General features: G+C 65.1%; 19 protein-coding genes and 1 tRNA gene. 6 read left to right on the top strand and 14 right to left on the bottom strand.

Features of this window, described 5'->3' with window-relative positions; translation table 11 throughout:
• Nucleotides 1–36: 36 nt before the first annotated feature.
• From AC27VE_RS06950 to AC27VE_RS06935, 4 genes are all read right to left on the bottom strand, one after another.
• Entirely contained in the window at nt 37–573 is a 537-nt protein-coding gene (locus AC27VE_RS06950; RefSeq protein WP_006222840.1) for a MarR family winged helix-turn-helix transcriptional regulator, read from the bottom strand.
• A gap of 88 nt (nt 574–661) precedes the next feature.
• The gene (locus AC27VE_RS06945) at nt 662–1,618 is read right to left on the bottom strand and encodes a hydroxymethylglutaryl-CoA lyase (RefSeq protein WP_488703394.1); all 957 of its coding nucleotides are present in this window, start codon (nt 1,616–1,618) and stop codon (nt 662–664) included.
• Nucleotides 1,615–3,246: an AMP-binding protein gene (locus tag AC27VE_RS06940; RefSeq protein WP_488703393.1), complete on the bottom strand. Its 1,632-nt coding sequence runs from the start codon at nt 3,244–3,246 to the stop codon at nt 1,615–1,617. The genes AC27VE_RS06945 and AC27VE_RS06940 overlap by 4 nt, the downstream gene beginning before the upstream one ends.
• On the bottom strand, nt 3,243–4,013 hold the full coding sequence (locus AC27VE_RS06935; RefSeq protein ID WP_488703392.1) for an enoyl-CoA hydratase/isomerase family protein: 771 nt from the start codon (nt 4,011–4,013) through the stop codon (nt 3,243–3,245). Before AC27VE_RS06935 ends, AC27VE_RS06940 begins: the two co-directional genes overlap by 4 nt.
• A 294-nt stretch (nt 4,014–4,307) precedes the next feature.
• On the opposite strand from AC27VE_RS06935, the gene AC27VE_RS06930 reads away from it, so the two are divergent.
• A tRNA-Arg gene (locus AC27VE_RS06930) sits at nt 4,308–4,382 on the top strand.
• 311 nt (nt 4,383–4,693) lie between these two features.
• Nucleotides 4,694–5,908, top strand: a complete 1,215-nt coding sequence (pbpG, locus tag AC27VE_RS06925) for a D-alanyl-D-alanine endopeptidase (RefSeq protein ID WP_006222836.1) — start codon at nt 4,694–4,696, stop codon at nt 5,906–5,908.
• Nucleotides 5,909–5,978: 70 nt separating this feature from the next.
• Here the strand turns inward: pbpG and AC27VE_RS06920 are convergent, their stop codons facing one another.
• Entirely contained in the window at nt 5,979–6,368 is a 390-nt protein-coding gene (locus AC27VE_RS06920) for a ribbon-helix-helix domain-containing protein (protein WP_006222834.1), read from the bottom strand.
• Between the two features lie 249 nt (nt 6,369–6,617).
• Between AC27VE_RS06920 and adhP the strand changes: the two genes are divergently transcribed.
• On the top strand, nt 6,618–7,643 hold the full coding sequence (gene adhP, locus AC27VE_RS06915; protein ID WP_488703391.1) for an alcohol dehydrogenase AdhP: 1,026 nt from the start codon (nt 6,618–6,620) through the stop codon (nt 7,641–7,643).
• A gap of 87 nt (nt 7,644–7,730) precedes the next feature.
• Here the strand turns inward: adhP and AC27VE_RS06910 are convergent, their stop codons facing one another.
• The 4 genes from AC27VE_RS06910 to AC27VE_RS06895 all read right to left on the bottom strand — a co-directional run bounded on the left by AC27VE_RS06910 (nt 7,731) and on the right by AC27VE_RS06895 (nt 10,901).
• Nucleotides 7,731–8,309: a DJ-1/PfpI family protein gene (locus AC27VE_RS06910; protein ID WP_006222832.1), complete on the bottom strand. Its 579-nt coding sequence runs from the start codon at nt 8,307–8,309 to the stop codon at nt 7,731–7,733.
• A gap of 134 nt (nt 8,310–8,443) precedes the next feature.
• On the bottom strand, nt 8,444–8,932 hold the full coding sequence (ybaK, locus tag AC27VE_RS06905; protein WP_006222831.1) for a Cys-tRNA(Pro) deacylase: 489 nt from the start codon (nt 8,930–8,932) through the stop codon (nt 8,444–8,446).
• Between the two features lie 65 nt (nt 8,933–8,997).
• Complete coding sequence (xerD, locus tag AC27VE_RS06900) at nt 8,998–9,981, bottom strand: site-specific tyrosine recombinase XerD (protein WP_315137793.1); 984 nt, start codon at nt 9,979–9,981, stop codon at nt 8,998–9,000.
• A 5-nt stretch (nt 9,982–9,986) separates the two neighbouring features.
• Nucleotides 9,987–10,901 (bottom strand): LysR substrate-binding domain-containing protein, encoded by a 915-nt coding sequence (locus AC27VE_RS06895; protein WP_006222829.1) that lies wholly within the window; start codon nt 10,899–10,901, stop codon nt 9,987–9,989.
• 170 nt (nt 10,902–11,071) lie between these two features.
• On the opposite strand from AC27VE_RS06895, the gene AC27VE_RS06890 reads away from it, so the two are divergent.
• From AC27VE_RS06890 to AC27VE_RS06880, 3 genes are all read left to right on the top strand, one after another.
• On the top strand, nt 11,072–12,754 hold the full coding sequence (locus tag AC27VE_RS06890; RefSeq protein WP_488703390.1) for a thiamine pyrophosphate-binding protein: 1,683 nt from the start codon (nt 11,072–11,074) through the stop codon (nt 12,752–12,754).
• 132 nt (nt 12,755–12,886) lie between these two features.
• Complete coding sequence (locus AC27VE_RS06885) at nt 12,887–14,080, top strand: acyl-CoA dehydrogenase (RefSeq protein ID WP_488703389.1); 1,194 nt, start codon at nt 12,887–12,889, stop codon at nt 14,078–14,080.
• A 174-nt stretch (nt 14,081–14,254) separates the two neighbouring features.
• Entirely contained in the window at nt 14,255–15,253 is a 999-nt protein-coding gene (locus tag AC27VE_RS06880) for a TRAP transporter substrate-binding protein (protein WP_488703388.1), read from the top strand.
• 75 nt (nt 15,254–15,328) lie between these two features.
• Here AC27VE_RS06880 and AC27VE_RS06875 read toward each other — a convergent pair whose 3' ends face one another.
• From AC27VE_RS06875 to AC27VE_RS06855, 5 genes are all read right to left on the bottom strand, one after another.
• On the bottom strand, nt 15,329–15,772 hold the full coding sequence (locus AC27VE_RS06875; protein WP_006222824.1) for a MaoC family dehydratase: 444 nt from the start codon (nt 15,770–15,772) through the stop codon (nt 15,329–15,331).
• 81 nt (nt 15,773–15,853) lie between these two features.
• Nucleotides 15,854–17,101, bottom strand: a complete 1,248-nt coding sequence (gene boxA, locus AC27VE_RS06870; RefSeq protein WP_488703387.1) for a benzoyl-CoA 2,3-epoxidase subunit BoxA — start codon at nt 17,099–17,101, stop codon at nt 15,854–15,856.
• A gap of 54 nt (nt 17,102–17,155) precedes the next feature.
• Nucleotides 17,156–18,583 carry a benzoyl-CoA 2,3-epoxidase subunit BoxB gene (gene boxB, locus AC27VE_RS06865; protein WP_006222822.1) on the bottom strand — a complete coding sequence of 476 codons (1,428 nt, stop codon included), beginning with the start codon at nt 18,581–18,583 and terminating at the stop codon, nt 17,156–17,158.
• Nucleotides 18,584–18,602: 19 nt separating this feature from the next.
• Nucleotides 18,603–20,261, bottom strand: coding sequence for a 2,3-epoxybenzoyl-CoA dihydrolase (gene boxC / locus AC27VE_RS06860; protein WP_488703386.1), 1,659 nt, complete (start codon nt 20,259–20,261; stop codon nt 18,603–18,605).
• Between the two features lie 215 nt (nt 20,262–20,476).
• On the bottom strand, nt 20,477–21,385 hold the full coding sequence (locus tag AC27VE_RS06855; protein ID WP_013395643.1) for a helix-turn-helix transcriptional regulator: 909 nt from the start codon (nt 21,383–21,385) through the stop codon (nt 20,477–20,479).
• Between the last annotated feature and the right edge of the window lie 154 nt (nt 21,386–21,539).

The raw sequence follows: 21,539 nt of genomic DNA, 5'->3' as shown, positions 1-21,539 counted from the left end.
ATGGGTAAAAAAAGGCGCCCGGCAGGCGCCACGCATTCACCGCGGCTGCACTCCACGGCCTCGGCGGGCCGGCACCTCGGCCTTGAATTCGTTCAGCATTTCCAGCGCATGGGCCGTCAGCTTGTCCAGCATCCGTTCCATCTCGTCGCGCTCGGCGGGCGACAGGACGGAAAGCATGGCCTCGTTGCGCTGCACGGCGGCGGGGAACATTTCTTCATACAACGCACGCCCGGTCCGCGTCAGGTCCAGGCTGACGCCGCGGCCGTCCTGGCTGTCAGCGCTGCGGCAGATCAGCCCGCGTTCAATCAGTTCGGACACCGTGCGGCTGGCCTGGCTCTTGTCGATGTTGGCCTCGCGCGCCACGGCGTTGAGCGACATGTCGGGCGCCGCGCCCAACAGCGCGATAATCCGCCACTCTCGCGGCCCGACGCCGTAGCGGCTTTCGTTCAAACCCGCCGCGATGCGGCTGGACACATAGGCCAGGCGATTCAGCCGGTACGAGAACAGCTCCTTCAAGGCGGTCGGCTGGTCGCGCGCGGAGGAGGCAGACTTGTGTGCGTTCAGGGATGCCATGGCTGGGCTCTGCAAAGATGAGGAAAAAGCATATGGGCGCGCCAGGCGCCCTCCTGGCCGCATGATATACAAATGCGGCTCGTCCCTGTCATGGTGCGGCCGGCGCTTGCCGCGCGCCTGGAATCAGCGGATTCAGGCCGCTTAACGCAACCCGGCTATGCAGCGGCCGCCCCAGCGTTTGCTGGCAGAACTGCGAGACCTCGTCCATCGCATCCAGGTCCAGACCGGTGCGCACACCCATGGATTCAAACAGGCTGACCAGGTCTTCCGTTGCCACGTTGCCCGTATGGCCGCCGCCATACCGGACCTTGGCCGGATGCCCGCCGACACCACCGAACGCGCAATCGAAATGCCGCACGCCGGCCTCCAGGGCGGACACATAGTTCACGAGCCCCGTCCCCCGCGTATCGTGAAAATGCGCAACCGGCGTCAATTGGGGAAACGCGCTCGCCATGCGGCGATACAGGTCGCGCACAGCCGAGGGCGTTGCCATGCCGGTGGTGTCGCCCAGCGTGACGATGCCCACGCCCAACTGCGCGAACCGCCCTACGTCTTCCAGCACCGAGTCCGGATCCACCGCGCCTTCGAAGGGGCATCCGAACGCGACCGAGATCGTGCCGACCATCCGCAAACGGCCGTTGGCCAAACCCGCCATTTCCGCGATGTTTTCCCATTGCGCGGCGCGCTCGCGCTTCAGGTTGCGCAGCGAATGCGACGCGCTGGCCGACACCAGCAGGCTGATCTCGTTGGCGCCGATACCCGCATCCTGATCCGCCAGCGCGCGCTGCACGGCGCGGGCATTAGCGCAGGTCGCCTTGTACCAGACGCCCGCGCGGCGCGGCAGCATGGCCAGCAGCTCGCTGGCGTCGGCAAACTGCGGCACGACTTTGGGATTGGAATAGGACGTCGCTTCCACCCGCTCGAATCCCATGCGCGCAAAGCGGTCGACCAAGTCCGACTTGATCGCCGTGCCGATGAATTCGGGCTCGTGCTGCAAACCGTCGCGGGCGAAGCATTCGCACAGCACCACATCGCGCGCGCTCATGCGGTTTGCTCCAGGCCGAACAATGCGATCGCATGCGCGCGCAGCTTGTTCTTCTGCACTTTGGAACTGCCCGTCATGCCGATGTGCTCAAAGCTGTCGACCACGGCCACATGGCGCGGCACCTTGTAGTTGGCGCAGCGTTGCTTGCACCAGGCGGTCAACTCATCGGCGGTGCAGTCCTGCCCGTCTTTCAGCAGCACGAAGGCGGCGGGCACTTCGCCCAGGCGCGCGTCGGGCACACCCACCACTTGCGCCATGCGTACGGCGGGATGAGCATGCAGCACTTCCTCCACTTCAGCTGGCGCGACGTTTTCGCCGCCGACGCGGAACATGTCTTTCAACCTGCCCACCATGCGCAGGCGCCCTGCCGCGTCCATTTCGCCCAGGTCGCCCGTGCTTAGCCACCCGTCTTCGCTCAGGGCGCGCGCGGTCGCCTCCGGCATGTTGTAGTAGCCCTTCATGACGCTCCAGCCACGCGCCTGGATTTCGCCTGCCTCGCCGACGGCCACCGGCACGCCCGTGCCCGGATCCACCACCCGCACTTCCATGCCGGGATGCGGCAGCGCCCAGCCCGCGGCGCGCAGCGCAAACGGATCATCGTGGGACGACAGCGTGATGTTGGGAGACGCCTCGGATTGGCCATAGGCGTTGCACATGCCCGGCACGCCCATGACGTCGCGGATCTTCTGCATCACCTGCGGCCCTGCGGCCGCCCAGCCGCCGCGCAAATGAATCCGCGAGCGGTCGAAATCGGGATGGCCCATCAGCATCAGGAAGATCGTGTCGTTGCCGGAAGTCAGCGTGCAGCGCTCGGCATCCAGCATTTGCAGCGCATCCGCCACCTCGAACTTGGGCAGCGTCAGCAAGCAGCACCCCGTCACCAGGCTGACCAGGATCGACAAGGTAGTGCCGGCCACGTGAAAGTACGGCCGGATGCTGAAATAGCGGTCATCGGCGTTGACGCCGATACGCTGCGCCGCCGCCCACGCGTTGGTCAACATGTTGGCATGCGTCAACATCACGCCCTTGGGAAACGAGGTCGTTCCAGAGGTGTACTGGATCAGCAGCACATCGTCAGGCGTCACCGCCTGCACGCAAGCCTGCAACTGCGCATCGTCCACCGCATTGCCCGCAGCCAGGAAGTCACGCCAGCTTCGCGCCCCCGGCGGACACCGCTCTCCCAACACCACGACCTGGCGCAGGCGAGGCAGGCGCTCGCCCGGCAAGCCATTGGCGCGGTCCAGCGCCGGTTCCACCTGGCTCAGCAGCGCCAGGAAATCGATGCCCAGGAACGTGTCCGCCGTAAGCAGCAGCTTCACGTCCGCCTGCTTCAGGCAAAACTCCATTTCTTCGGTCTTGAAGCGCGTATTGACCGGCACCGTGACGGCGCCCAACATCGCGCAGGCATAGAAGATCTGCACCCACACGCCGCTATTGCCCAGCAACACGCCAACGTGGTCGCCATGCCGCACGCCTGCGGCGTGCAGGGCCCGCGCAATGTGTCGTGCCTGGTCGCGCATCGTGCGCCAGTCATGCCGTTCGCCCGGCGCAACAAACGCCTGCGCGTGCGGGCGTTCAAGCGCCACCCGCTCCAATGCCTGAGACAACGTAATCGGAGCGGCGATCATGCGCGGTCCCCTTTGTCCGATGCGCCGAACCCGGCAATCGCCTGACGCCAATCCGTGCCGCGCAGATTCTCTTCGATCGCCAGCAGCTCAATCGCCATGGCGCCTTCGCGCGTGGTAGCCAGACCTTGATCGATGCTGCGTTTGGTCAGCCTGACCGTCAAAGGCGAGGCGCCCGCGATCTTCTTCGCCATTTCAAGCGCTTCCCGCGGCAAGGCGTCCGGTGCATGCACCTGATTCACCAAGCCGATCTCGCAGGCTTCGGCCGCATCGAAGCGGCGGCCGGTGAACAGCAGTTCCTTGGCCTTGCGGGCTCCTGCAATGCGCGGCAACCGCTGCGTGGCGCCCACGGTGCCCCACCCCACTTCGGGGTAGCAGAAAATCGCGTCGGACGAGGCCAGCACGAAATCACACGCCGCCGCGATCTCGCAGCCCGACCCGAATGCCGGCCCTTGCACAACGGCGATCACGGGCTGCGGCATGCGCTCGATCGCGCCGTACGCGGCGAACCCCTGTACGCGCCGGGCGGTCATCTCCGACGTGCTCATGGTCTTGCGCTCTTTCAGATCGGCGCCGGCGCAGAACGCCGCCCCGGCCGCCTGAATCAGCACCACATTGACAGCGGCGTCCGCGGCCAGCAGGCCCATGGCCTGCACCAGCTCGGCGCACATCAACGAGTTCAGCGCATTTCGGCTATCGGGTCGGTTCAGCGTCACCGTGGCGACACGGTCCTGCACGTCCAGCAAGATCGTGTGAAAAGTCGGGGTCATGCCTGCTCCTGAATGTTCTAGGTATTGAGCGACTTTACGGCATATAGTTGATTTAATCCACTACTTTTTCAGGAGTCATTTCGCGTCGTTGGGTGCGGGCAAGTGCCGCTCAGACGGACCGATTTATTGCTTTGGGCGCAAGCCCCGCCGCCTCTGCTAGACTTGCGCCCTGTCAGCGGCCTGGATTTACCTTGTTTAGTGATACACTCCGCCCGGGTGTTTCCCTGCAATATCAAGGCACTAGAGAAGAAATTCGCCTTCACGCGACCGCTTCGACGCCCAAGTTTTGACCGTCTCGCCGTAGTTAAATGGATATAACCGGCCCCTCCTAAGGGTCAATTGGTGGTTCGATTCCACCCGGCGAGGCCACCCCCGGCTTCGGTTCCGACGCCACACCTTCCCCCCGAAATGCCGCACGTTCAGCCAGATGAGGGTTAATCCGGGCTACGCTCTCGCGCGCCGCGCAGTTAGCTTCTCATGTCGCGTCTTGTGACGAATTGAATCTACGTCAATACGTCACCATTATTTTTTTCAGCGATGATAGCGAATCGTCTTGCGCGCAACTTGATGTGCTGTTTAAATTCGACGCGTAAGCCCCTAATTCCTCTGGATTTTTTTTGAACCGACGAAACGCCGGCTTAAGAAATATTTCTTCACAGACTGACAAGCCTGCTCAAACCATGGCATTTTCCTGGAAACGTGCAATTGCGAACGCGGTAGCGCCGGCGGCGCTGGCGATGTGCGCGCTCCTCGTCCCCCCGGCCGCGCTGGCCGCGAAGAATTCTGACCCCTGCAAGACGAACGCCAAGTCGGCAGCTTGCAAGGCGCAACAAGCCAAGAAGGCGCCTGCCGCGAAGGCCGGCTCGGGCAAGAGCGCGGCCGGCAAGCAGGCTGCTCCGGCCGCCAAGAAAGCCGCGCCGGCAGCCAAGAAGGGCTCGCCCCAGTCCTCGTCCACCGCCAAGAAGGCGCCGCCCAAGGGCGGCAAGCAGGTGGCCGCCAAAGGCACGCCGCCCAAGAAGGGTGCCGCGGCCGGCAAGAACGGCACGCCGAACAAGGCCGGGCGTGGGCAGCGCACCGCAGCGGCGGTATCCGCCGCCATGCCGCCGCCCGCCGTCTCCGTGCGCGCCGAAGCCGCCGCGCTGCGTTCCAGCACCGCCTACGTGCAAGACCTGGAAACGTCCACCGTCCTGTTTGCCAAGAACGAAAACGTCGTGCGCCCGATCGCGTCCATCTCCAAGCTGATGACCGCGGTCGTCGTCGTGGACGCCAACCTGCCGATGGATGAAATGCTGGAGATCACCGACGAAGATGTCGACGGTCTGAAGCACACCACGTCGCGCCTGCGCGTGGGCACCAAGCTGTCGCGCGGCGACATGCTGCACCTGGCGCTGATGTCGTCCGAAAACCGCGCCGCCAACGCGCTGGGCCGCCACTACCCCGGCGGCTTGCCCGCTTTCGTGGCCGCCATGAATGCCAAGGCGCTGTCGCTGGGCATGAGCAGCACGCACTTCATCGAGCCGACGGGCCTGTCCAGCAACAACGTGTCTTCGCCGCATGATCTGGCCCGCCTGCTGCGCGCAGCCTCGCAACGCCCGCTGATCCACCGCTACTCGACAGATACCGAGTACGACGTTGAGATCAACAACCGCACCCAGACCTTCCGCAACACCAATCTGCTGGTGCGCAAGCCCGACTGGGACATCAAGGTGTCCAAGACCGGCTACATCAACGAAGCAGGCGAATGCCTGGTGATGCTGGCCCGCATCAATGGCCGCGACCTCGCCATCGTGCTGCTGGATTCGCAAGGCAAGCTGTCGCGCATCGGTGACGCCGTGCGCATCCGCCGCATCGTGCAAAGCGAAGTGGCGCTGGCCTCGATCCAGCCAGGCGGTTGAACGCTGGATCCTCGCCAATGAAAAAAGGCCCGATCCGATCGGGCCTTTTTCTTTGGGTGGCGGTCTGGCGTTACGCCGCAACCGGCCGCTTCACGCGTAGCGGTTTCGCGTCGTACAACGACGCCGGCAACCCTTCCAGCACGGCTTGCGGATTCAAGGACCGGATCGGCACCGCCGCGTCCAGCGGAATCCGGCCTTCAGCCTGCAGCAGCTGATAGCGCAGGCAGCACACGCGCAGGAACGATGTGAAGTTGGCGGCCTCGCCGCGGTATTCGATCAGCTCGTCGTACAGGCGTTCGATCAGTTGCGTGACGCGCATGTTGTCGCGCCCGGCGATCTCTTCCAGGACCTGCCAGAACAATTGCTCCAGCCGCAAGCTGGTCGCCACGCCGTGCAGGCGCAGCGAACGGGTTTCGGGCGCGTAGGACTGCTCGCTCGCGCGGATGAAGATTTCACACATGGGAGCTCCGGTGCCAAGGGGCAAGGCGGCCGCCGGGGCGGCACGCCAGGACCACTGTACGACGTTTGGCGCACCGCCCGCAAGGCGCCGGATGCCCTGGCCGCGCCCTACGCCACCCGGCTGAGGCCCGCCATTCTGCAACCACACGTTTCCCGCCGGCTGTGCATGCCGCCTCGGTTGATATAAATCATGGTCTTGAACGCGCGGGCGTTCGAGCATAGTGAAACTGATCAGACTTCGGAGGTAGTGATGAACAAGACCATGAAGGCCGCAGTTGCACGCGCATTCGGCAAGCCCCTGGTAATCGAAGAAGTCGAGGTACCCCGCCCCGGTCCGGGCGAACTGCTGGTGAAGATTGAAGCTTGCGGCGTCTGCCACACCGATCTGCACGCCGTTGACGGCGACTGGCCCGTCAAACCCAATCCCCCTTTCATCCCCGGCCATGAGGGCGTCGGCTTCGTCGTGGCCGTGGGCGCAGGCGTCACCCATGTGAAGGAAGGCGACCGCGTAGGCATCCCATGGCTGTACTCGGCCTGCGGCCATTGCGAACACTGTCTGGGTGGCTGGGAAACGCTGTGCGAACAGCAGCAGAACGCCGGCTATTCCGTGAACGGCGGCTTCGCCGAGTACGCGCTGGCCGCGGCCGATTACGTGGGGTTGCTGCCCAAGAACGTGGGATTCGTCGACATCGCCCCCGTGCTGTGCGCGGGCGTCACCGTCTACAAGGGCTTGAAGATGACCGACACGCGCCCGGGCAACTGGGTCGTGATTTCGGGCATCGGCGGGCTGGGCCACATGGCCGTGCAGTATGCGAAAGCGATGGGGTTGAATGTCGCCGCGGTGGACATCGATGACGCCAAGCTGGACTTCGCGCGCCGCCTGGGCGCGGAAGTGACCGTCAACGCCAAGACCACCGATCCCGCCGCCTACCTGAAACGCGAAATCGGCGGCGCGCATGGCGCCTTGATTACGGCCGTATCGCCCAAGGCGTTCGAACAGGCGCTGGGCATGGTGCGCCGCGGCGGCACCGTCGCACTGAACGGCTTGCCGCCGGGCGATTTCCCGCTGTCGATCTTCGACATGGTGCTCAACGGCGTCACCGTACGCGGCTCCATCGTGGGGTCGCGCCTGGACTTGCAGGAGTCCCTGCAATTCGCCGAAGAAGGCAAGGTGCACGCCACCGTCGCCACGGAAAGCCTGGAGAACATCAACAGCGTGTTCGACCGCATGAAGCAGGGCCAGATCGAAGGCCGCATCGTGCTGGATTTCGCCTGACCTGATCGTCAGCCACCAACGACAAGGCGCCCGGGGCGGCATTCGCCCCAGGCGCCTTGCGCATTCATGTAGCCTGAAGCCCTGCCCTCAGGGCGTGATCTTGGTACCCAGCACGGCCAGGAATTGCGACAGCCACGCCGGATGCGCAGGCCAGGCGGGCGCCGTCACCAGATTGCCGTCGGTATAGGCCTGGTCGATGCCGATCTCGGCGTAGGTGCCGCCGGCCAGCCGGACTTCGGGCGCGCAAGCAGGGTATGCCGAGCAGGTGCGGCCTTTCAGGATGCCGGCTGCGGCCAGCAGCTGCGCGCCATGGCACACCGCCGCGATCGGCTTGCCGGCCTGGTCGAAGCCGCGCACGATATCCAGCACCTTTTCATTCAAACGCAGGTATTCGGGCGCGCGACCGCCAGGGATCACCAGACCGTCGTAAGACGACGGTTCGACGCGATCGAAGTCGAAATTCAGCGCAAAATTGTGACCGCGTTTTTCGCTGTAGGTCTGTGCGCCTTCGAAATCATGGATCGCGGTGGCGATGGTGTCGCCCGCTTTCTTGTCCGGGCAGACCGCATGCACCGTGTGCCCCACCGCCAACAGCGTCTGGAACGGCACCATGGTTTCGTAGTCTTCGGCGTAGTCGCCGACCAGCATCAACAGTCTCTTGCTCATGATTGTCTCCTAGGGGTGGGGGAGCCGGTTACGCACCCGACTGGCCGGGCTCCGGTTCTTGATGTTCTGCCCCCATTGTGCCCCTGGCGGAAATCAGACGGGTGGTATGGGAATACCGCGCCCGTGCCCGGCTGCTATTCCAGCGCGACGGACACGCCCTTGGCGCCCAGCAGCGTCACCAGGACCTTGGGATCGATGCCGATCAGGTAGCCGCGCCGGCCGCCGTTGATATAGACGACGGGGTAGTCCAGCACCTCGGCTTCCACCCACACCGGCATCTTCTTGCGCGTGCCGAACGGCGACGTGCCGCCCACCTGGTAGCCGGAATGCCGCTGTGCGACCTCGGGCTTGCAGGGCTCGACCTTTTTCAGGCCGGCCTGGCGCGCCAGGTTCTTGGTGGAGACTTCGCGGTCGCCATGCATGACCACGATCAGCGGCTTGGCGGATTCGTCTTCCATCACCAGCGTCTTCACCACCGCGTGCGGGTCCAGGCCCAATTGGCGCGCCGCTTCGCCGGCGCCGCCATGGTCCACGTAGTCGTAAGTGTGTTCCGTATAGGCCACCTTGTTCTGCTTCAGGAACTGGGTGGCGGGCGTTTCAGAAACGTGGCGGGCTTTGCTCATGGGTAGGCGTCAATCGGGAAAACGAAAAGTGTAAGGCAGTGGCAGGCGTTGAACGGCGCGGGCGGCTAGCCGCGAGGGTGATGCGCTGCATGCAGCGCCTTCAGACGTTCGCGCGCCACGTGGGTATAGATCTGCGTGGTGGAAATGTCCGCATGGCCCAGCAGCATCTGCACCACGCGCAGGTCGGCGCCGTGATTCAGCAGGTGGGTAGCGAACGCGTGGCGCAGCACATGCGGCGACAACGGGGCGTGGATGTCGGCCAGCAGCGCGTATTTCTTCACGAGCTGCCAGAAGGCCTGGCGCGACATCGCTTCAGCGCGGCCGGTGATAAACAGCGCATCGCTCTGGCGCCCTGCCGCCAGCTCGGGCCGGGCGGTCTTCAAATATTGGTCGATCCAATGCGCCGCCTCGGCACCCAGCGGCACCAAGCGATCTTTGCCGCCCTTGCCCAGCACCACGCGCACCACGCCTTCATTCAGGCTGACATCCAGCGCGCGCACGCCCACCAGTTCCGACACGCGCAAGCCGGTGGCGTACAGCGTTTCCAGCATGGCCCGGTCACGCAGGCCGCGCGGCTGGCCCAGATCGGGCGCGCGCAGCAAGGCGTCCACCTGCTGTTCGGACAGGGTCTTGGGCAGGCGCGGCGGCTGCTTGGCGGCGATGAGCGTCAGGCAGGGATCCCGTTCGGCGCGATGTTCACGCAAGGCCCAGGCGTAAAAGCGGCGCAAGGCCGCCAGCCGGCGATTGGCCGTGGTGGCGCGGGTTTCGTCGTGGCGGAACGCGAACCAGGCCTCGATGTCGGCCTTTTGCGCCTCGTTCAGGGGTTTGGCGGGGCCGGCAGGCAGCGCGTGGGCCTGGGCGGCGTCGCCATAGCGGTCGGCCATCTCGCGGGCGTAGGCGTCGGGGTCTTCCAGCCAGCGGGCAAAGCCGGTCAGGTCGCGGCGATAGGCGGCCAGCGTGTTGGCCGACAGGCCGTCTTCCAGCCAGACGGCGTCGATGAAAGCGTCGATATCGGCCTGGGAGGCCAGCGGCGGGCGGGGGTCTGACATGCGGTTCACCTTTCGCCCACGCCGGCGGCGGCGGACTTCAACCAGCTCTCGAAGAGTTTGAGCGCGTCGGACCGTTCGCTGCGTTGCGGGTACCCGAAATAATAGCCCTGGCTGACCGTCAGCGATTGCGGCACCGGCATCTTGAGGGTGCCCTGGTCCAGCGCGGGCTGTGCCAGGAAGCGCGGCATCAGCCCCACTCCCAGGCCGGCCTGCACGGCCGCCATCACCATGGTGAAGAGCTCATAGCGCGGGCCCCCGGCCGCCTGCGGTCCATATAGATGGTTGTTGGCGCCGTACCACTGCCGCCAGGCGTCCGGCCGCGAGGCCAGATGCAGGTGGGTCATGCCGGCGAGCGCGCTGACGCCCGCCTCCGATACCTGCGCCACGCGGGCCGCCAGTTCGGGCGCGCACACCGGCACCAGTTCACGCTCGGGAAACAGCAGCACGCCCTGAGTGCCCGGCCACAAGCCGTCGCCGTGGTAGAGCGCGCCGTCGAAGGGCTGGTCCTTGAATTGGAAAGGCAAGGTGCGCACCGACAGGCTGACCGTGATGTCCCCGTGTTCCCGTTGGAAATCTGCCAGGCGCGGGATCAGCCAGGTGGTGGCCAGGGTGGGCACCACCGCGATATGGATGCTGCGCCCCATGCCCGTGCGGCTGACCAGCCCGAAGGTGTCTTTTTCGATCTGGTCCAGATGGTGACGGATCCGACCCGCGTATTCCGCCCCGTGGTCGGTCAGCACAATGCGCCGCCGCACCCGGGTGAACAACTGCACCCCCAGGCGCGATTCCAGGCTGGCTACCTGCCGGTAGACCGCGCTGTGCGTCAGGGACAGTTCCTCGGCCGCACGGGAAAAGCTGCCCAGCCGGGCCGATGCTTCGAACGCCTGCAGCGCGCTCAGATTGGGAATGCCGTTTCTCATGGGACGGGAACTGCCTGAAACCGGCCTGAACCGGGCGCGCAGCTTGCGGCGGCGCAACAAGGCACTACGTGCCGGGGGATCAATAGATTGTGCAATTTTATCAATTGCGTTGTGCGATCAAGGAACATATGCTCGGGAGTCTTATCCTCGGCTCACCACGACATCCCATCATGCCCCAGCAAGATTCCCGCCTTGGCGGACACATTCTGGTCGACCAACTGGTTGCCCAGGGCGTCAAACATGTTTTCTGCGTGCCCGGCGAGAGCTACCTGGCGGTGTTGGACGGCCTGCACGACGCTGACATCAAGGTCACCGTCTGCCGTCAGGAAGGCGGCGCGGCCATGATGGCCGATGCCCACGGCAAGCTGACCGGCGAGCCCGGCATCTGCATGGTCACCCGTGGCCCGGGCGCGTCCAACGCGCTGGCCGGCGTGCACATCGCGAAGCAGGACTCCACGCCCCTGATCCTGTTCGTGGGCCAGATCGAACGCGGCATGCGCGAACGCGAAGCCTTCCAGGAAATGGACTACCGCGCCGTGTTCGGCACGCAGGCCAAGTGGGTCACCGAGATCGACCAGGTCGAACGCATTCCCGAACTGATCTCGCGCGCCTTCCACATCGCGACTTCGGGCCGCCCCGGCCCGGTCGTGATCGCTCTGCCCGAGGACATGCTGGTCGAAGCCGCCAAGGTAGCCGACGCCCCGCGCTACGAATTGATCGAATCCGCCCCCACGGCCGGCCAGCTGGCCGACCTGGAAAAGCTGCTGGCCGACGCCAAGAACCCGGTCGCCATCCTGGGCGGCACGCGCTGGGATGCGCGCGCCGTGCAGCAGTTCGCCGATTTCGCGCAGCGCCATGCGCTGCCCACCGCGGTCTCGTTCCGCCGCCAGATGCTGTTCCCGGCCGACCATCCGTGCTTCATCGGCGACGTGGGCCTGGGCATCAACCCGGCGTTGCTCAAGCGCGTGGCCGATGCGGACCTGATCCTGCTGGTCGGCGGCCGCATGTCGGAAAACCCCAGCCAGGCCTACACGCTGCTGGACATCCCGGTGCCCAAGCAAAAGCTGGTGCACGTGCATCCCGACACCGCCGAGCTGGGCCGCGTGTACCGCGCCACCCTTGCCATCAACACGTCGCCGGCCGCCTTCGCGGCATCGCTGGCCGGCCTGAAGGCGCCTGCCAAGCCCGTGTGGGCCGAAGGCACCCAGGTCATGCGCGAGTCGTACCTGAAGTGGAGCGACCCGGAAGCCATCACCACCCCAGGCGCGCTGCAAATGGGCCAGGTCATGGCCTATCTGGAAAAGACGCTGCCGGCCGATGCCATCATGACCAACGGCGCGGGCAACTACGCTACCTGGCTGCACCGCTTCCACCGCTTCACCCGTTTCGGCACGCAACTGGCTCCCACCTCGGGCTCGATGGGCTACGGCCTGCCGGCCGCCGTCGGCGCCAAGCGCGTCTGGCCAGACAAGACCGTCGTCTGCTTCGCGGGCGACGGCTGCTTCCTGATGCATGGCCAGGAATTCGCCACGGCCGTCCAGTACGACCTCCCCATCATCGTGGTGCTGGTCGACAACGGCATGTACGGCACCATCCGCATGCACCAGGAAAAGCACTACCCCGGCCGCATTTCCGCGACCGAACTCAAGAACCCGGACTTCGCCGATTACGCGCGCGCCTTCGGCGGCCATGGCGAACGGGTCGAGACCACCGACGAGTTCGGCCCCGCCTTCGAGCGGGCGCTGGCCAGCGGCAAACCGGCGATTTTGCACTGCTTCATCGATCCGGAAACCATCACCCCGTCGACGACCTTGGAAAAGATCCGCGACGCGGCGCTGAAGGCCCAGCACTGATACCAGACCGGGCGGCATCGCCAGCGGCAAGCCTCTGGCGCGCTGCCGTGCAAACCCCAACTTGCCGCCCGAATTATTTTAGGTTTAAACTTTCTAGATTCCGAATACGGAAATCCATAGCGGAGACCCAGCATGTCCTCGAATCCTTCTTTTCAATGGCAAGATCCCCTGTTGCTGGACCAGCAACTGACCGAAGAAGAACGCATGGTGCGCGACGCCGCCTATGCCTATTCGCAGGACAAGCTTGCCCCCCGCGTGCTGAACGCCTTCCGCAACGAGAAGACCGATCCGGAAATCTTCTCGGAAATGGGCGAACTCGGCCTGCTGGGCGCCACCATTCCTGAAGCCTACGGCGGCGCTGGCCTGAACTACGTCAGCTACGGCCTGATCGCGCGCGAAGTCGAACGCATCGACTCCGGCTACCGCTCGATGATGAGCGTGCAGTCGTCGCTGGTCATGGTGCCGATCAACGAATTCGGCAACGAAGCGCAAAAGCAGAAGTACCTGCCCAAGCTGGCTCGCGGCGAATGGATCGGCTGCTTCGGCCTGACCGAACCGAACCACGGCTCCGACCCCGGCGGCATGGAAACCCGTGCCGTCAAGACGTCCGACGGCTATAAGGTGTCGGGCAACAAGATGTGGATCACCAACTCCCCCATCGCCGACGTGTTCGTGGTGTGGGCCAAGTGCGTCGGCGGCGAGTTCGACGGCAAGATCCGCGGCTTCATCCTGGAAAAGGGCATGAAGGGCCTGTCGGCTCCGGCCATCCACGGCAAGGTCGGCCTGCGCGCCTCGATCACCGGCGAAATCGTCATGGACGAAGTCGAGATCTCCGAAGACCAGATGATGCCCGGCGTGTCCGGCCTGAAGGGTCCGTTCACCTGCCTGAATTCCGCCCGCTATGGCATCGCCTGGGGCGCTGTCGGCGCCGCGGAAGCCTGCTGGCACACCGCCCGCCAGTACACGCTGGACCGCAAGCAGTTCGGCCGCCCCTTGGCCGCCAACCAGCTGATCCAGAAGAAGCTGGCCGACATGCAGACCGAAATCACGCTGGCGCTGCAAGGCTGCCTGCGCCTGGGCCGCATGAAGGACGAAGGCACCGCCGCCGTCGAGATCACCTCGATCATGAAGCGCAACTCTTGCGGCAAGGCATTGGACATCGCCCGCCTGGCCCGCGACATGCTGGGCGGCAACGGCATCTCCGACGAGTTCGGCGTGGCCCGCCACCTGGTGAACCTGGAAGTGGTCAACACCTACGAAGGCACCCACGACGTGCACGCCCTGATCCTGGGCCGCGCGCAAACCGGCATCCAGGCGTTCTATTGATCGCTTGACCGGCCTTGTGCCACGCAAAGCCGCCCTTAGGGGCGGCTTTTTCGTTTCCGAACGTCGGGACCGGGTCCGCGGGGCCGGGTCGTTGCGCATTGCCGTTAGCCCGTATTGGCCGCGGCTTGCACACGCCGTACGCTTTGTGGCACTTGCCCCGACCAGGAGTCGCGAATGCCCGTCCGCCCCCTCTTCCGCCCCCCCTTCCGCCTGCTGGCGGGTATCGCCCTGCTGCTCAGCGCCCATGGCGCCTACGCCGTCACCACCCTGACCATGACGACCGAGTACCCGGCGACGTCCATGCCCGGGCAAGGCGTTTCCACGTTTGCGGACCTGGTCCGCGCGAAGACGGCGGGCAATGTGGTGATCGATGCCACGTACGACGCGTCCAAGGGCATCAAGTCGGGCGACATGATCGATGCCGTCGAGGCCCGCAAGGTGGACGCCGGCGACGCCTTCGCCGGCGCGCTGGCCACGAAGTATCCGCTGTTCGGCGTATCGTCGCTGCCGTTCCTGGCGGACTCGCTGGCCAAGGCGCGCAACCTGAACAAGGCTGCGCGCCCCGCCTATGAAAAGCTGCTGGCCGCCCACGGCCAGAAGTTGCTCTACACCACGCCGTGGCCCGCTTCCGGTATCTGGTCCAAACAGAAGATCGACGGCCTGGCCGCGCTTAAAAGCCTGAGCATCCGCACCTATGACGCCACGTCGCAGGAAGTGATGCAGAAGGCCGGGGCCCGCGCGGAGAACATTTCATTTGCCGACGCCATGCCGCGTATCGTCGCGGGCGAGGTGAACGCCGTGCTGTCGTCGGGCGACGGGGGCGCCGGGCGGAAGCTTTGGGAACATCTGCCCCACTTCGCCGAGATCAACTACGCAATGCCGATTTCAGTCGCGACGATGAATCTGCAGGCGTATCACGCCCTGGACGAGCGCTCACGGCGCGCCATCGACCAGGCTGCGGCGCAGACGGAAACCGAGCAATGGAAGCGGATCGACGGCCGCCTGCAGCAAAACTACGCCAACATGCGCAAGAACGGCGTCGCGATCAATACGGCCGTGCCGTCCGCGGTGCGCCGCGCGCTGCGCAGCGCTGCGGCCGATTCGGTGCAGGCCTGGAAAACGGCGGTCGGCCCCGAGGCGGCAAGCATCCTGAAACGGGGGGCCAACCGCTGACCGTGCGAGCGGGCCGCCACGGGGACCCCTAAGGCGGCAAGCCGGGTAAATCAGGGGCGGAGAAGGCGGCCGTGCCTAGTTCTCGCCCGACAGATCGAAGAGGCTCGTCGCGTCCAGTTCCAGCACGCCTTCATCGTGCTGGTTGATCACCGTCCAGGCCCACGTGATGATGCCCAGGTCCGGGCGCGAGGATGAGGTGCGGGCGCCCTGCACCCGCGCTTCCAGGCGCAGGGTGTCGCCCGGGCGCACCGGCGTGCGCCAGCGCACTTCGCCCAGGCCGGGGGAACCGAAGGACTCGGAGTCATGCAGCGCGGCGTCCACCGCCATGCGCATGGCCAGCGCGCAGGTATGCCAGCCGCTGGCGATCAGGCCACCCCAACGCCCTTCCGCGGCCCGTTGCGGGTCCGTGTGGAACCACTGGGGATCGAACTTGCGTGCAAACTCCAGGATCTCGGCCTCGGTAATGGTGACCGGACCCGCCTTGATCAACATGCCGTCTTTGAATTCGGCGAACTTCATCTTTGATTTTCCCCCTGACCAACGCGAACGGCGCGCCGTGGCGCGCCGTTTTTCACGTGAGTCACGCTCAAGTTTCTGGATTCAGTACGTCTCGAAATGCAGGCGCCCTTCGCGGCGCAGCACCTCATGCAGGATAGACCAATCCTGCCCCGCTTGCATCGTCACTTCGCGCAACGCGTCCAGCACGCCGACTTCCATGCCCTTCAAGCCGCACACGTAGATGCAGGTGTTGCGGTCGCTCAGCAAGTCCTGCACCTGGGCAGCCCGTTCCCGGATCAGGTCCTGCACGTAGCGCTTGGGTTGCCCGGCCTCGCGCGAGAGGGCCAGGTTGATGTCGATGAAGTCGCGGGGCAGCTTCATCAGCGGGCCGAAGTACGGCAGTTCGCGTTCGGTGCGGGCGCCAAAGAACAGCATGAGGCGGCCGTTTTCCCCGGTGTCGATGCGCCGGCGGTAGCGTTCGGTCATGGCGCGCATCGGCGCCGAGCCGGTGCCCGTGCAGATCATGATGAGATTGGCGCGGGGGTGGTTCGGCATCAGGAAGGTATGGCCGAACGGACCGATCACCTGAACCGTGTCGTTCTTGGCCAGATCGCACAGATAGTTCGAACACACGCCATGCGCGGCGGCGCCGCCGTGGTCTTCGGTCACGCGCTTCACGGTCAGCGACAGGTTGTTGTAGCCGGCGCGTTCGCCGTCGCGCGGACTGGCCAGCGAATACTGCCGCGCGTGGTGCGGTCGGCCCTGGGCGTCCGCGCCCGGCGGCAGGATGCCGATGGACTGCCCCTCCAGCACCGGAAAGGGCAAATCGCCGAAGTCCAGCACGATGTGATGGATATCGCTTTCGGTGTCGGCGCCGGTCACGCGGTAGTTGCCCACCACCGTGGCAGTCATCGGCGCCTTGTGCGTGTAGAGATTGACGTAGGGATGCGCGGCAGACCACGGCGGAACCGACGCACCCGCCGACGAAAATGAGGCGGGCGCGGCAGGCACCGGCGTCTCGGCGAGAGCTGCCAGAGGTTCCTCGCCCGCGCCGACATCCACCGCTTCCGGCAAGGCCTTTTCCCCGGGCAGTTCTTCCCAACCCAACTGGTCCTGCACTGAATACGCGTCGGCGCGCAGCACCAGCCGCCAGTTGTCGATCGACCCCGTGGGGCACGGCGGCACGCAAGCCATGCAGCCGTTGCAGATATCGGGATCCACCACGTAGTTGTTCGAATCGTGCGTGATCGCGTCGACCGGACAGGTTTCTTCGCAGGTGTTGCAGCGGATGCAGATCTCGGGGTCGATCAGATGCTGCTTGAGCACTTGTACGGGCAGGGGAGCGTTCATCGCAGTCTTCCCAATGCGCTGGCGGACGGCGCGCGGACGCGCCGCCCTGTCGCCTTAGTTGAAACGGACGTAGTCGAAATTCACCGGCTGGCGGTTGATGCCCATGACGGGCGGCGCGATCCAGTTGGCGAACTTGCCGGGTTCGGTGACGCGGCCCATCAGCGACGCGACAAACGCGCGGTCTTCCGGCGTGGGCAGCCATTTGTGGCTGTTGGCCTGCCATTGGGATTCCGACAGGATCTCGCCTTCGGGAGACATGCGGATGCCGGCCAACGTGCCGATCTGGCGGTTGAACGCCTTGTGCGGCACATGCAGGCGAAAAGGAATGCCGCTTTTCTCGATGACCTTGTTCCAGCGCCCGATGCCGGCCACCGAATCGCGGATGAAGTCGTCGCGCAGCACTTCGTTCAAGGCATTCAGCATCGGCACTTCGACCTCGTTCAACTTGCCGTTGTTCACGGTCAGCACGCGGTAGGTGTCGTTCTTCAGTTGATGATCGTCGGTGCGCTTGGACTCCTCGTAGCGGCCCTTCAGCCCGGAACCGTAGAAGATCGCGGCGTTGGAGGACTGGTCCGCGCCGAACAGGTCGATGGTGACGCTGTAGTGGAAGTTCAGGTAGCGCTGGATGGTCGGCAGGTCGATCACGCCGGCGGCGCGCACGCTTTCGGGGTCATCGGTCTTCAGCTGGTTCATCACTTCGCAGGTGCGCTGGATCACGCGGGAAATGCCCGATTCGCCCACGAACATATGATGCGCTTCTTCGGTCAGCATGAACTTGGTGGTACGGGCCAGCGGGTCGAAGCTGGACTCGGCCAACGCGCACAGTTGGAACTTGCCGTCGCGGTCGGTGAAGTACGTGAACATATAGAAGGCCAGCCAGTCCGGCGTCTTCTCGTTGAACGCGCCCAGGATGCGCGGGTTGTCGGAGTCGCCCGAACTGCGCTGCAGCAACGCGTCGGCCTCTTCACGCCCGTCGCGGCCGAAGTAGCGGTGCAGCAAGTAGACCATCGCCCACAGGTGGCGGCCTTCTTCGACGTTGATCTGGAACAGGTTGCGCAGGTCGTACTGCGACGGCGCGGTCAGGCCAAGATGGCGCTGCTGCTCGATGGAGGCGGGCTCGGTGTCGCCTTGCGTGACGATGATGCGGCGCAGGTTGGCGCGGTGTTCGCCGGGCACGTCCTGCCAGACGTCACGCCCCATGTTTTCGCCGAAGTGGATCTTGCGCTGGCCGTCCTGCGGCGCCAGGAAGATTCCCCAGCGGTAGTCGGGCATGCGGACGTGGTTGAAATTGGCCCAGCCGTCGGGTTCCACGCTGACCGCGGTGCGCAGGTAGACGTCGAAACCGTGCGAGCCGTCGGGCCCCATGTCCTGCCACCATTGCAGGTAGTTGGGCTGCCAATGCTCCAGCGCGCGTTGCAAGGTGCGGTCGCCGGACAGGTTGACGTTATTGGGGATCTTATCGGTGTAATTGATTCCAGACATGTCTCGCTCCTTTTCTTGTTCAGACCCGGTTCCAGTCGAATGCGGCCTGTTCGCCCTTGCCGTAAAGCTTCAGCGCGCCTTTGTCGCCGGCCGCATTGGGACGGTTGAAAATCCAGTTCTGCCAGGCAGTCAGCCGGCCGAAGATGCGCGTCTCCATCGTTTCCTTGCCACCGAACCGCAGGTTCGCCTCCAGCCCGGTCAAGGCGTCGGGCGACAGCGCGCGGCGTTCTTCCAGCATCATCCGCACCTCGTCATCCCAATCGATGCTGTCGGGCGCGAAGGTCACCAGGCCCAGGTCCAGGGCATCAGTGGCCGACAGGCGCTGCCCGGCGCGGGCGCGCACGGCTTCCAGTGGCGCGGTTTCTTCATAGAAGCGGCGCTGCAGGCGGCTTTGGCCGTTCACCAGCGGATAGGCGCCGAAGTTGCGTTCGCCCACCACGATCTGCGCGGGCGCCGACGCGTCCTCGTTGTCCAGCATGTAGCTGCGGTCCGCGGCCAGCGCCAGTTCCAGCAGCGTGCCCACAAAGCAGGAGCCCGGCTCGATCAGCGCGAACAGGCTGCGCGACGTCACGTCCAGGCGCGCCAGCGTGCGGCGCAGCATCCCTGCGGTTTCGCGCACGAACCAATGGCCGGCGTGGCGTTGCAGCGCGGCATCGGCGGCCAGCACAGCGTCGGCGTCGCCTTCGGTCTTCAGGATCCAGGTGCCGATGTCCAGCTCGTTGGTGCGCATGGACAGGATGGCGTCGTCCAGTTCGCGCGCCATCTGCAAGGGCCACCAGGCCGCCCCGGCTGCGACGATGTCCGCCAGTTCGGATTCGACCGGGCCTTGCGGGGCGCGCACAGTCCAGGTGGCTTGGCGTTTCTCGCGGTCCAACTGGATATCCACGTAGCGGTAAGCCAGGCCGTCCGCGCTTTCGGTGCGCTGCACCGGCGTCAGCGCGATGCCCTGTTCGCCCGGCTGCCGGTCGCTGCTTTCGGCCAGCGCCAGCGCGCGTTCGCGCACGGCCGCCTCGAAGCGCGCAGGCTTGACCACGTCGTCGACCAGGCGCCAGTCCTTGGCGCGCTGGCCGCGCACGCCTTCGACCAGCGTGCAGAAGATGTCGGCGTGATCGTGGCGCACGCGGCGTTTGTCGGTCACGCGGGTCAGGCCGCCCGTGCCGGGCAGCACGCCCAGCAGCGGTACTTCGGGCAGCGCCACGGAGGACGAACGGTCATCGATCAGCAGGATCTCGTCGCAGGCCAGGGCCAGTTCGTAGCCCCCGCCGGCGCAGGCGCCGTTCAGCGCGGCGATGAACTTCAGGCCGCTGTGGCGGCTGGAATCTTCGATGCCATTACGCGTTTCGTTGGTGAACTTGCAGAAGTTGACCTTCCAGGCATGCGAAGACAGTCCCAGCATGAAGATATTGGCGCCGGAACAGAAAATGCGGTCCTTCATGCTGGTCACGACCACGCTGCGCACTTCCGGATGTTCGAAGCGGATGCGCTGAAGGGCGTCATGCAATTCGATGTCCACGCCCAGGTCGTAGGAGTTCAGCTTCAGCTTGTAGCCGGGGCGCAGGCCGCCGTCTTCCGCCACATCCATGGCCAGCGTGGCGACCGGGCCGTCGAACGTCAGGCGCCAGTGGCGGTAGTGCTCGGGCTGCGTCCGAAAATCGACCCGGTTGATGGTGCTGCTCATAGTGTGTCTCCTCGTACGCCCTACCTGGACAGGAAAAATACTGCATCACATGAATTATTATGCAGATTAGTGCGGGAAAAAAACCGCGTCAAGCAAGATATGCATAAAAGTGCAGATTGCGTCTCAGGAGCGGGTCGGCGGCCAGACGCAAAAAGGCCGCCCGGTAAGGCGGCCTTTTGAATGGCTGCAGACGGCTCTGCGCGATACCGGGTTCGCTATAGCGGCAGGCCGCAGGCTTTGCGCACCTGGGTGCGCAGGCCGGCAAAGCTCTCCTGCACTTCCAGGTTGCTGGTGACCCAGGTCAGGTCGGCCTTGGCGTAGAACGCTTCGCGGCCGGCCAGGATGCGCTTCAAGTCAGCCATTGCCTCGTTATTGCCCGACATGGGGCGGAAGTCGCCTTGCGCCATCACCCGGCCCATGTGCTCTTCGGGGGTGGCGCGCAGCCAGACCGTGTAGCAATGCGCCAGCAGCAGATTCAGCGTGGCCGGCTCGGACACCAGCCCGCCCGGCGTGGCCAGCACCATTTCCGGATAGATCTGCACGGCCTCTTCCAGCGCGCGGCGCTCATAGCGGCGGTAGGCGTTGGGGCCGTACAGATTATGGATTTCAAGGATGCTGCAGCCGGCCACCCGTTCGATTTCGCGGTTCAGCTCGACAAACGGATAACCCAGGTCGTCGGCCAGCATCTGGCCCAGCGTGGACTTGCCTGCCCCCCGCAGCCCGATCAGCGCCACCCGCTGGGTGCGGTTGGGGCGCTGCGCGCCCGCCCCCACGCCAAACAGCTGGGTCAAGGCCTCGCGGGCCCGCTGCAGGTCGGATTCCGTGCGGCCGCTGAGCAACTCGCGGATCAGCAGCCAATCCGGCGATTCCGTGGTGACGTCGCCGACCAGTTCAGCCAGCGCGCAATTGAACGCGCGGGCAATCTGCAGCAGCACCAGGATCGAGGCGTTGCCCACCCCGTGCTCAAGATTGGCCAGATGCCTTTCGGACACGCCGGTCACCTGGGACAAGCCCTTGCGCGTCATGCCGCGTATGGCTCGCAAGCGGCGCACCCGCTCGCCCAATGCCACCAGGAAAGCTTCCCGCCTGGGTTCGGATGGCGCCGCGTCTAGCGCTTGATTCATGTTTTGGCTGACTCCGCAAATACCCTGATACGCCCTGTTTTATGCACTATAGTGCTTGACCCAATCCAGTGGAAGCACTATTTTTCCTCCAAGCAGTTCCAAGCCGCCAGGGTGTGCAAAAAAGCAGCACTTGATTTCATGCCGCATCTCAGGC

Source organism: Achromobacter sp. 18P8.1.1, assembly GCF_057799415.1.
This window is presented reverse-complemented; position numbering and strand designations above follow the sequence as displayed.

Coding starts and splice junctions, on each gene's coding strand:
- AC27VE_RS06950 (WP_006222840.1), bottom strand. CDS start 573: ATGGCATCCCTGAACGCACACAAGTCTGCCTCCTCCGCGCGCGACCAG.
- xerD (WP_315137793.1), bottom strand. CDS start 9,981: ATGTCAGACCCCCGCCCGCCGCTGGCCTCCCAGGCCGATATCGACGCT.
- AC27VE_RS06885 (WP_488703389.1), top strand. CDS start 12,887: ATGTCCTCGAATCCTTCTTTTCAATGGCAAGATCCCCTGTTGCTGGAC.
- pbpG (WP_006222836.1), top strand. CDS start 4,694: ATGGCATTTTCCTGGAAACGTGCAATTGCGAACGCGGTAGCGCCGGCG.
- AC27VE_RS06895 (WP_006222829.1), bottom strand. CDS start 10,901: ATGAGAAACGGCATTCCCAATCTGAGCGCGCTGCAGGCGTTCGAAGCA.
- AC27VE_RS06890 (WP_488703390.1), top strand. CDS start 11,072: ATGCCCCAGCAAGATTCCCGCCTTGGCGGACACATTCTGGTCGACCAA.
- AC27VE_RS06875 (WP_006222824.1), bottom strand. CDS start 15,772: ATGAAGTTCGCCGAATTCAAAGACGGCATGTTGATCAAGGCGGGTCCG.
- boxB (WP_006222822.1), bottom strand. CDS start 18,583: ATGTCTGGAATCAATTACACCGATAAGATCCCCAATAACGTCAACCTG.
- AC27VE_RS06935 (WP_488703392.1), bottom strand. CDS start 4,013: ATGACCCCGACTTTTCACACGATCTTGCTGGACGTGCAGGACCGTGTC.
- boxA (WP_488703387.1), bottom strand. CDS start 17,101: ATGAACGCTCCCCTGCCCGTACAAGTGCTCAAGCAGCATCTGATCGAC.
- boxC (WP_488703386.1), bottom strand. CDS start 20,261: ATGAGCAGCACCATCAACCGGGTCGATTTTCGGACGCAGCCCGAGCAC.
- AC27VE_RS06910 (WP_006222832.1), bottom strand. CDS start 8,309: ATGAGCAAGAGACTGTTGATGCTGGTCGGCGACTACGCCGAAGACTAC.
- ybaK (WP_006222831.1), bottom strand. CDS start 8,932: ATGAGCAAAGCCCGCCACGTTTCTGAAACGCCCGCCACCCAGTTCCTG.
- AC27VE_RS06855 (WP_013395643.1), bottom strand. CDS start 21,385: ATGAATCAAGCGCTAGACGCGGCGCCATCCGAACCCAGGCGGGAAGCT.
- AC27VE_RS06920 (WP_006222834.1), bottom strand. CDS start 6,368: ATGTGTGAAATCTTCATCCGCGCGAGCGAGCAGTCCTACGCGCCCGAA.
- AC27VE_RS06880 (WP_488703388.1), top strand. CDS start 14,255: ATGCCCGTCCGCCCCCTCTTCCGCCCCCCCTTCCGCCTGCTGGCGGGT.
- AC27VE_RS06945 (WP_488703394.1), bottom strand. CDS start 1,618: ATGAGCGCGCGCGATGTGGTGCTGTGCGAATGCTTCGCCCGCGACGGT.
- AC27VE_RS06940 (WP_488703393.1), bottom strand. CDS start 3,246: ATGATCGCCGCTCCGATTACGTTGTCTCAGGCATTGGAGCGGGTGGCG.
- adhP (WP_488703391.1), top strand. CDS start 6,618: ATGAACAAGACCATGAAGGCCGCAGTTGCACGCGCATTCGGCAAGCCC.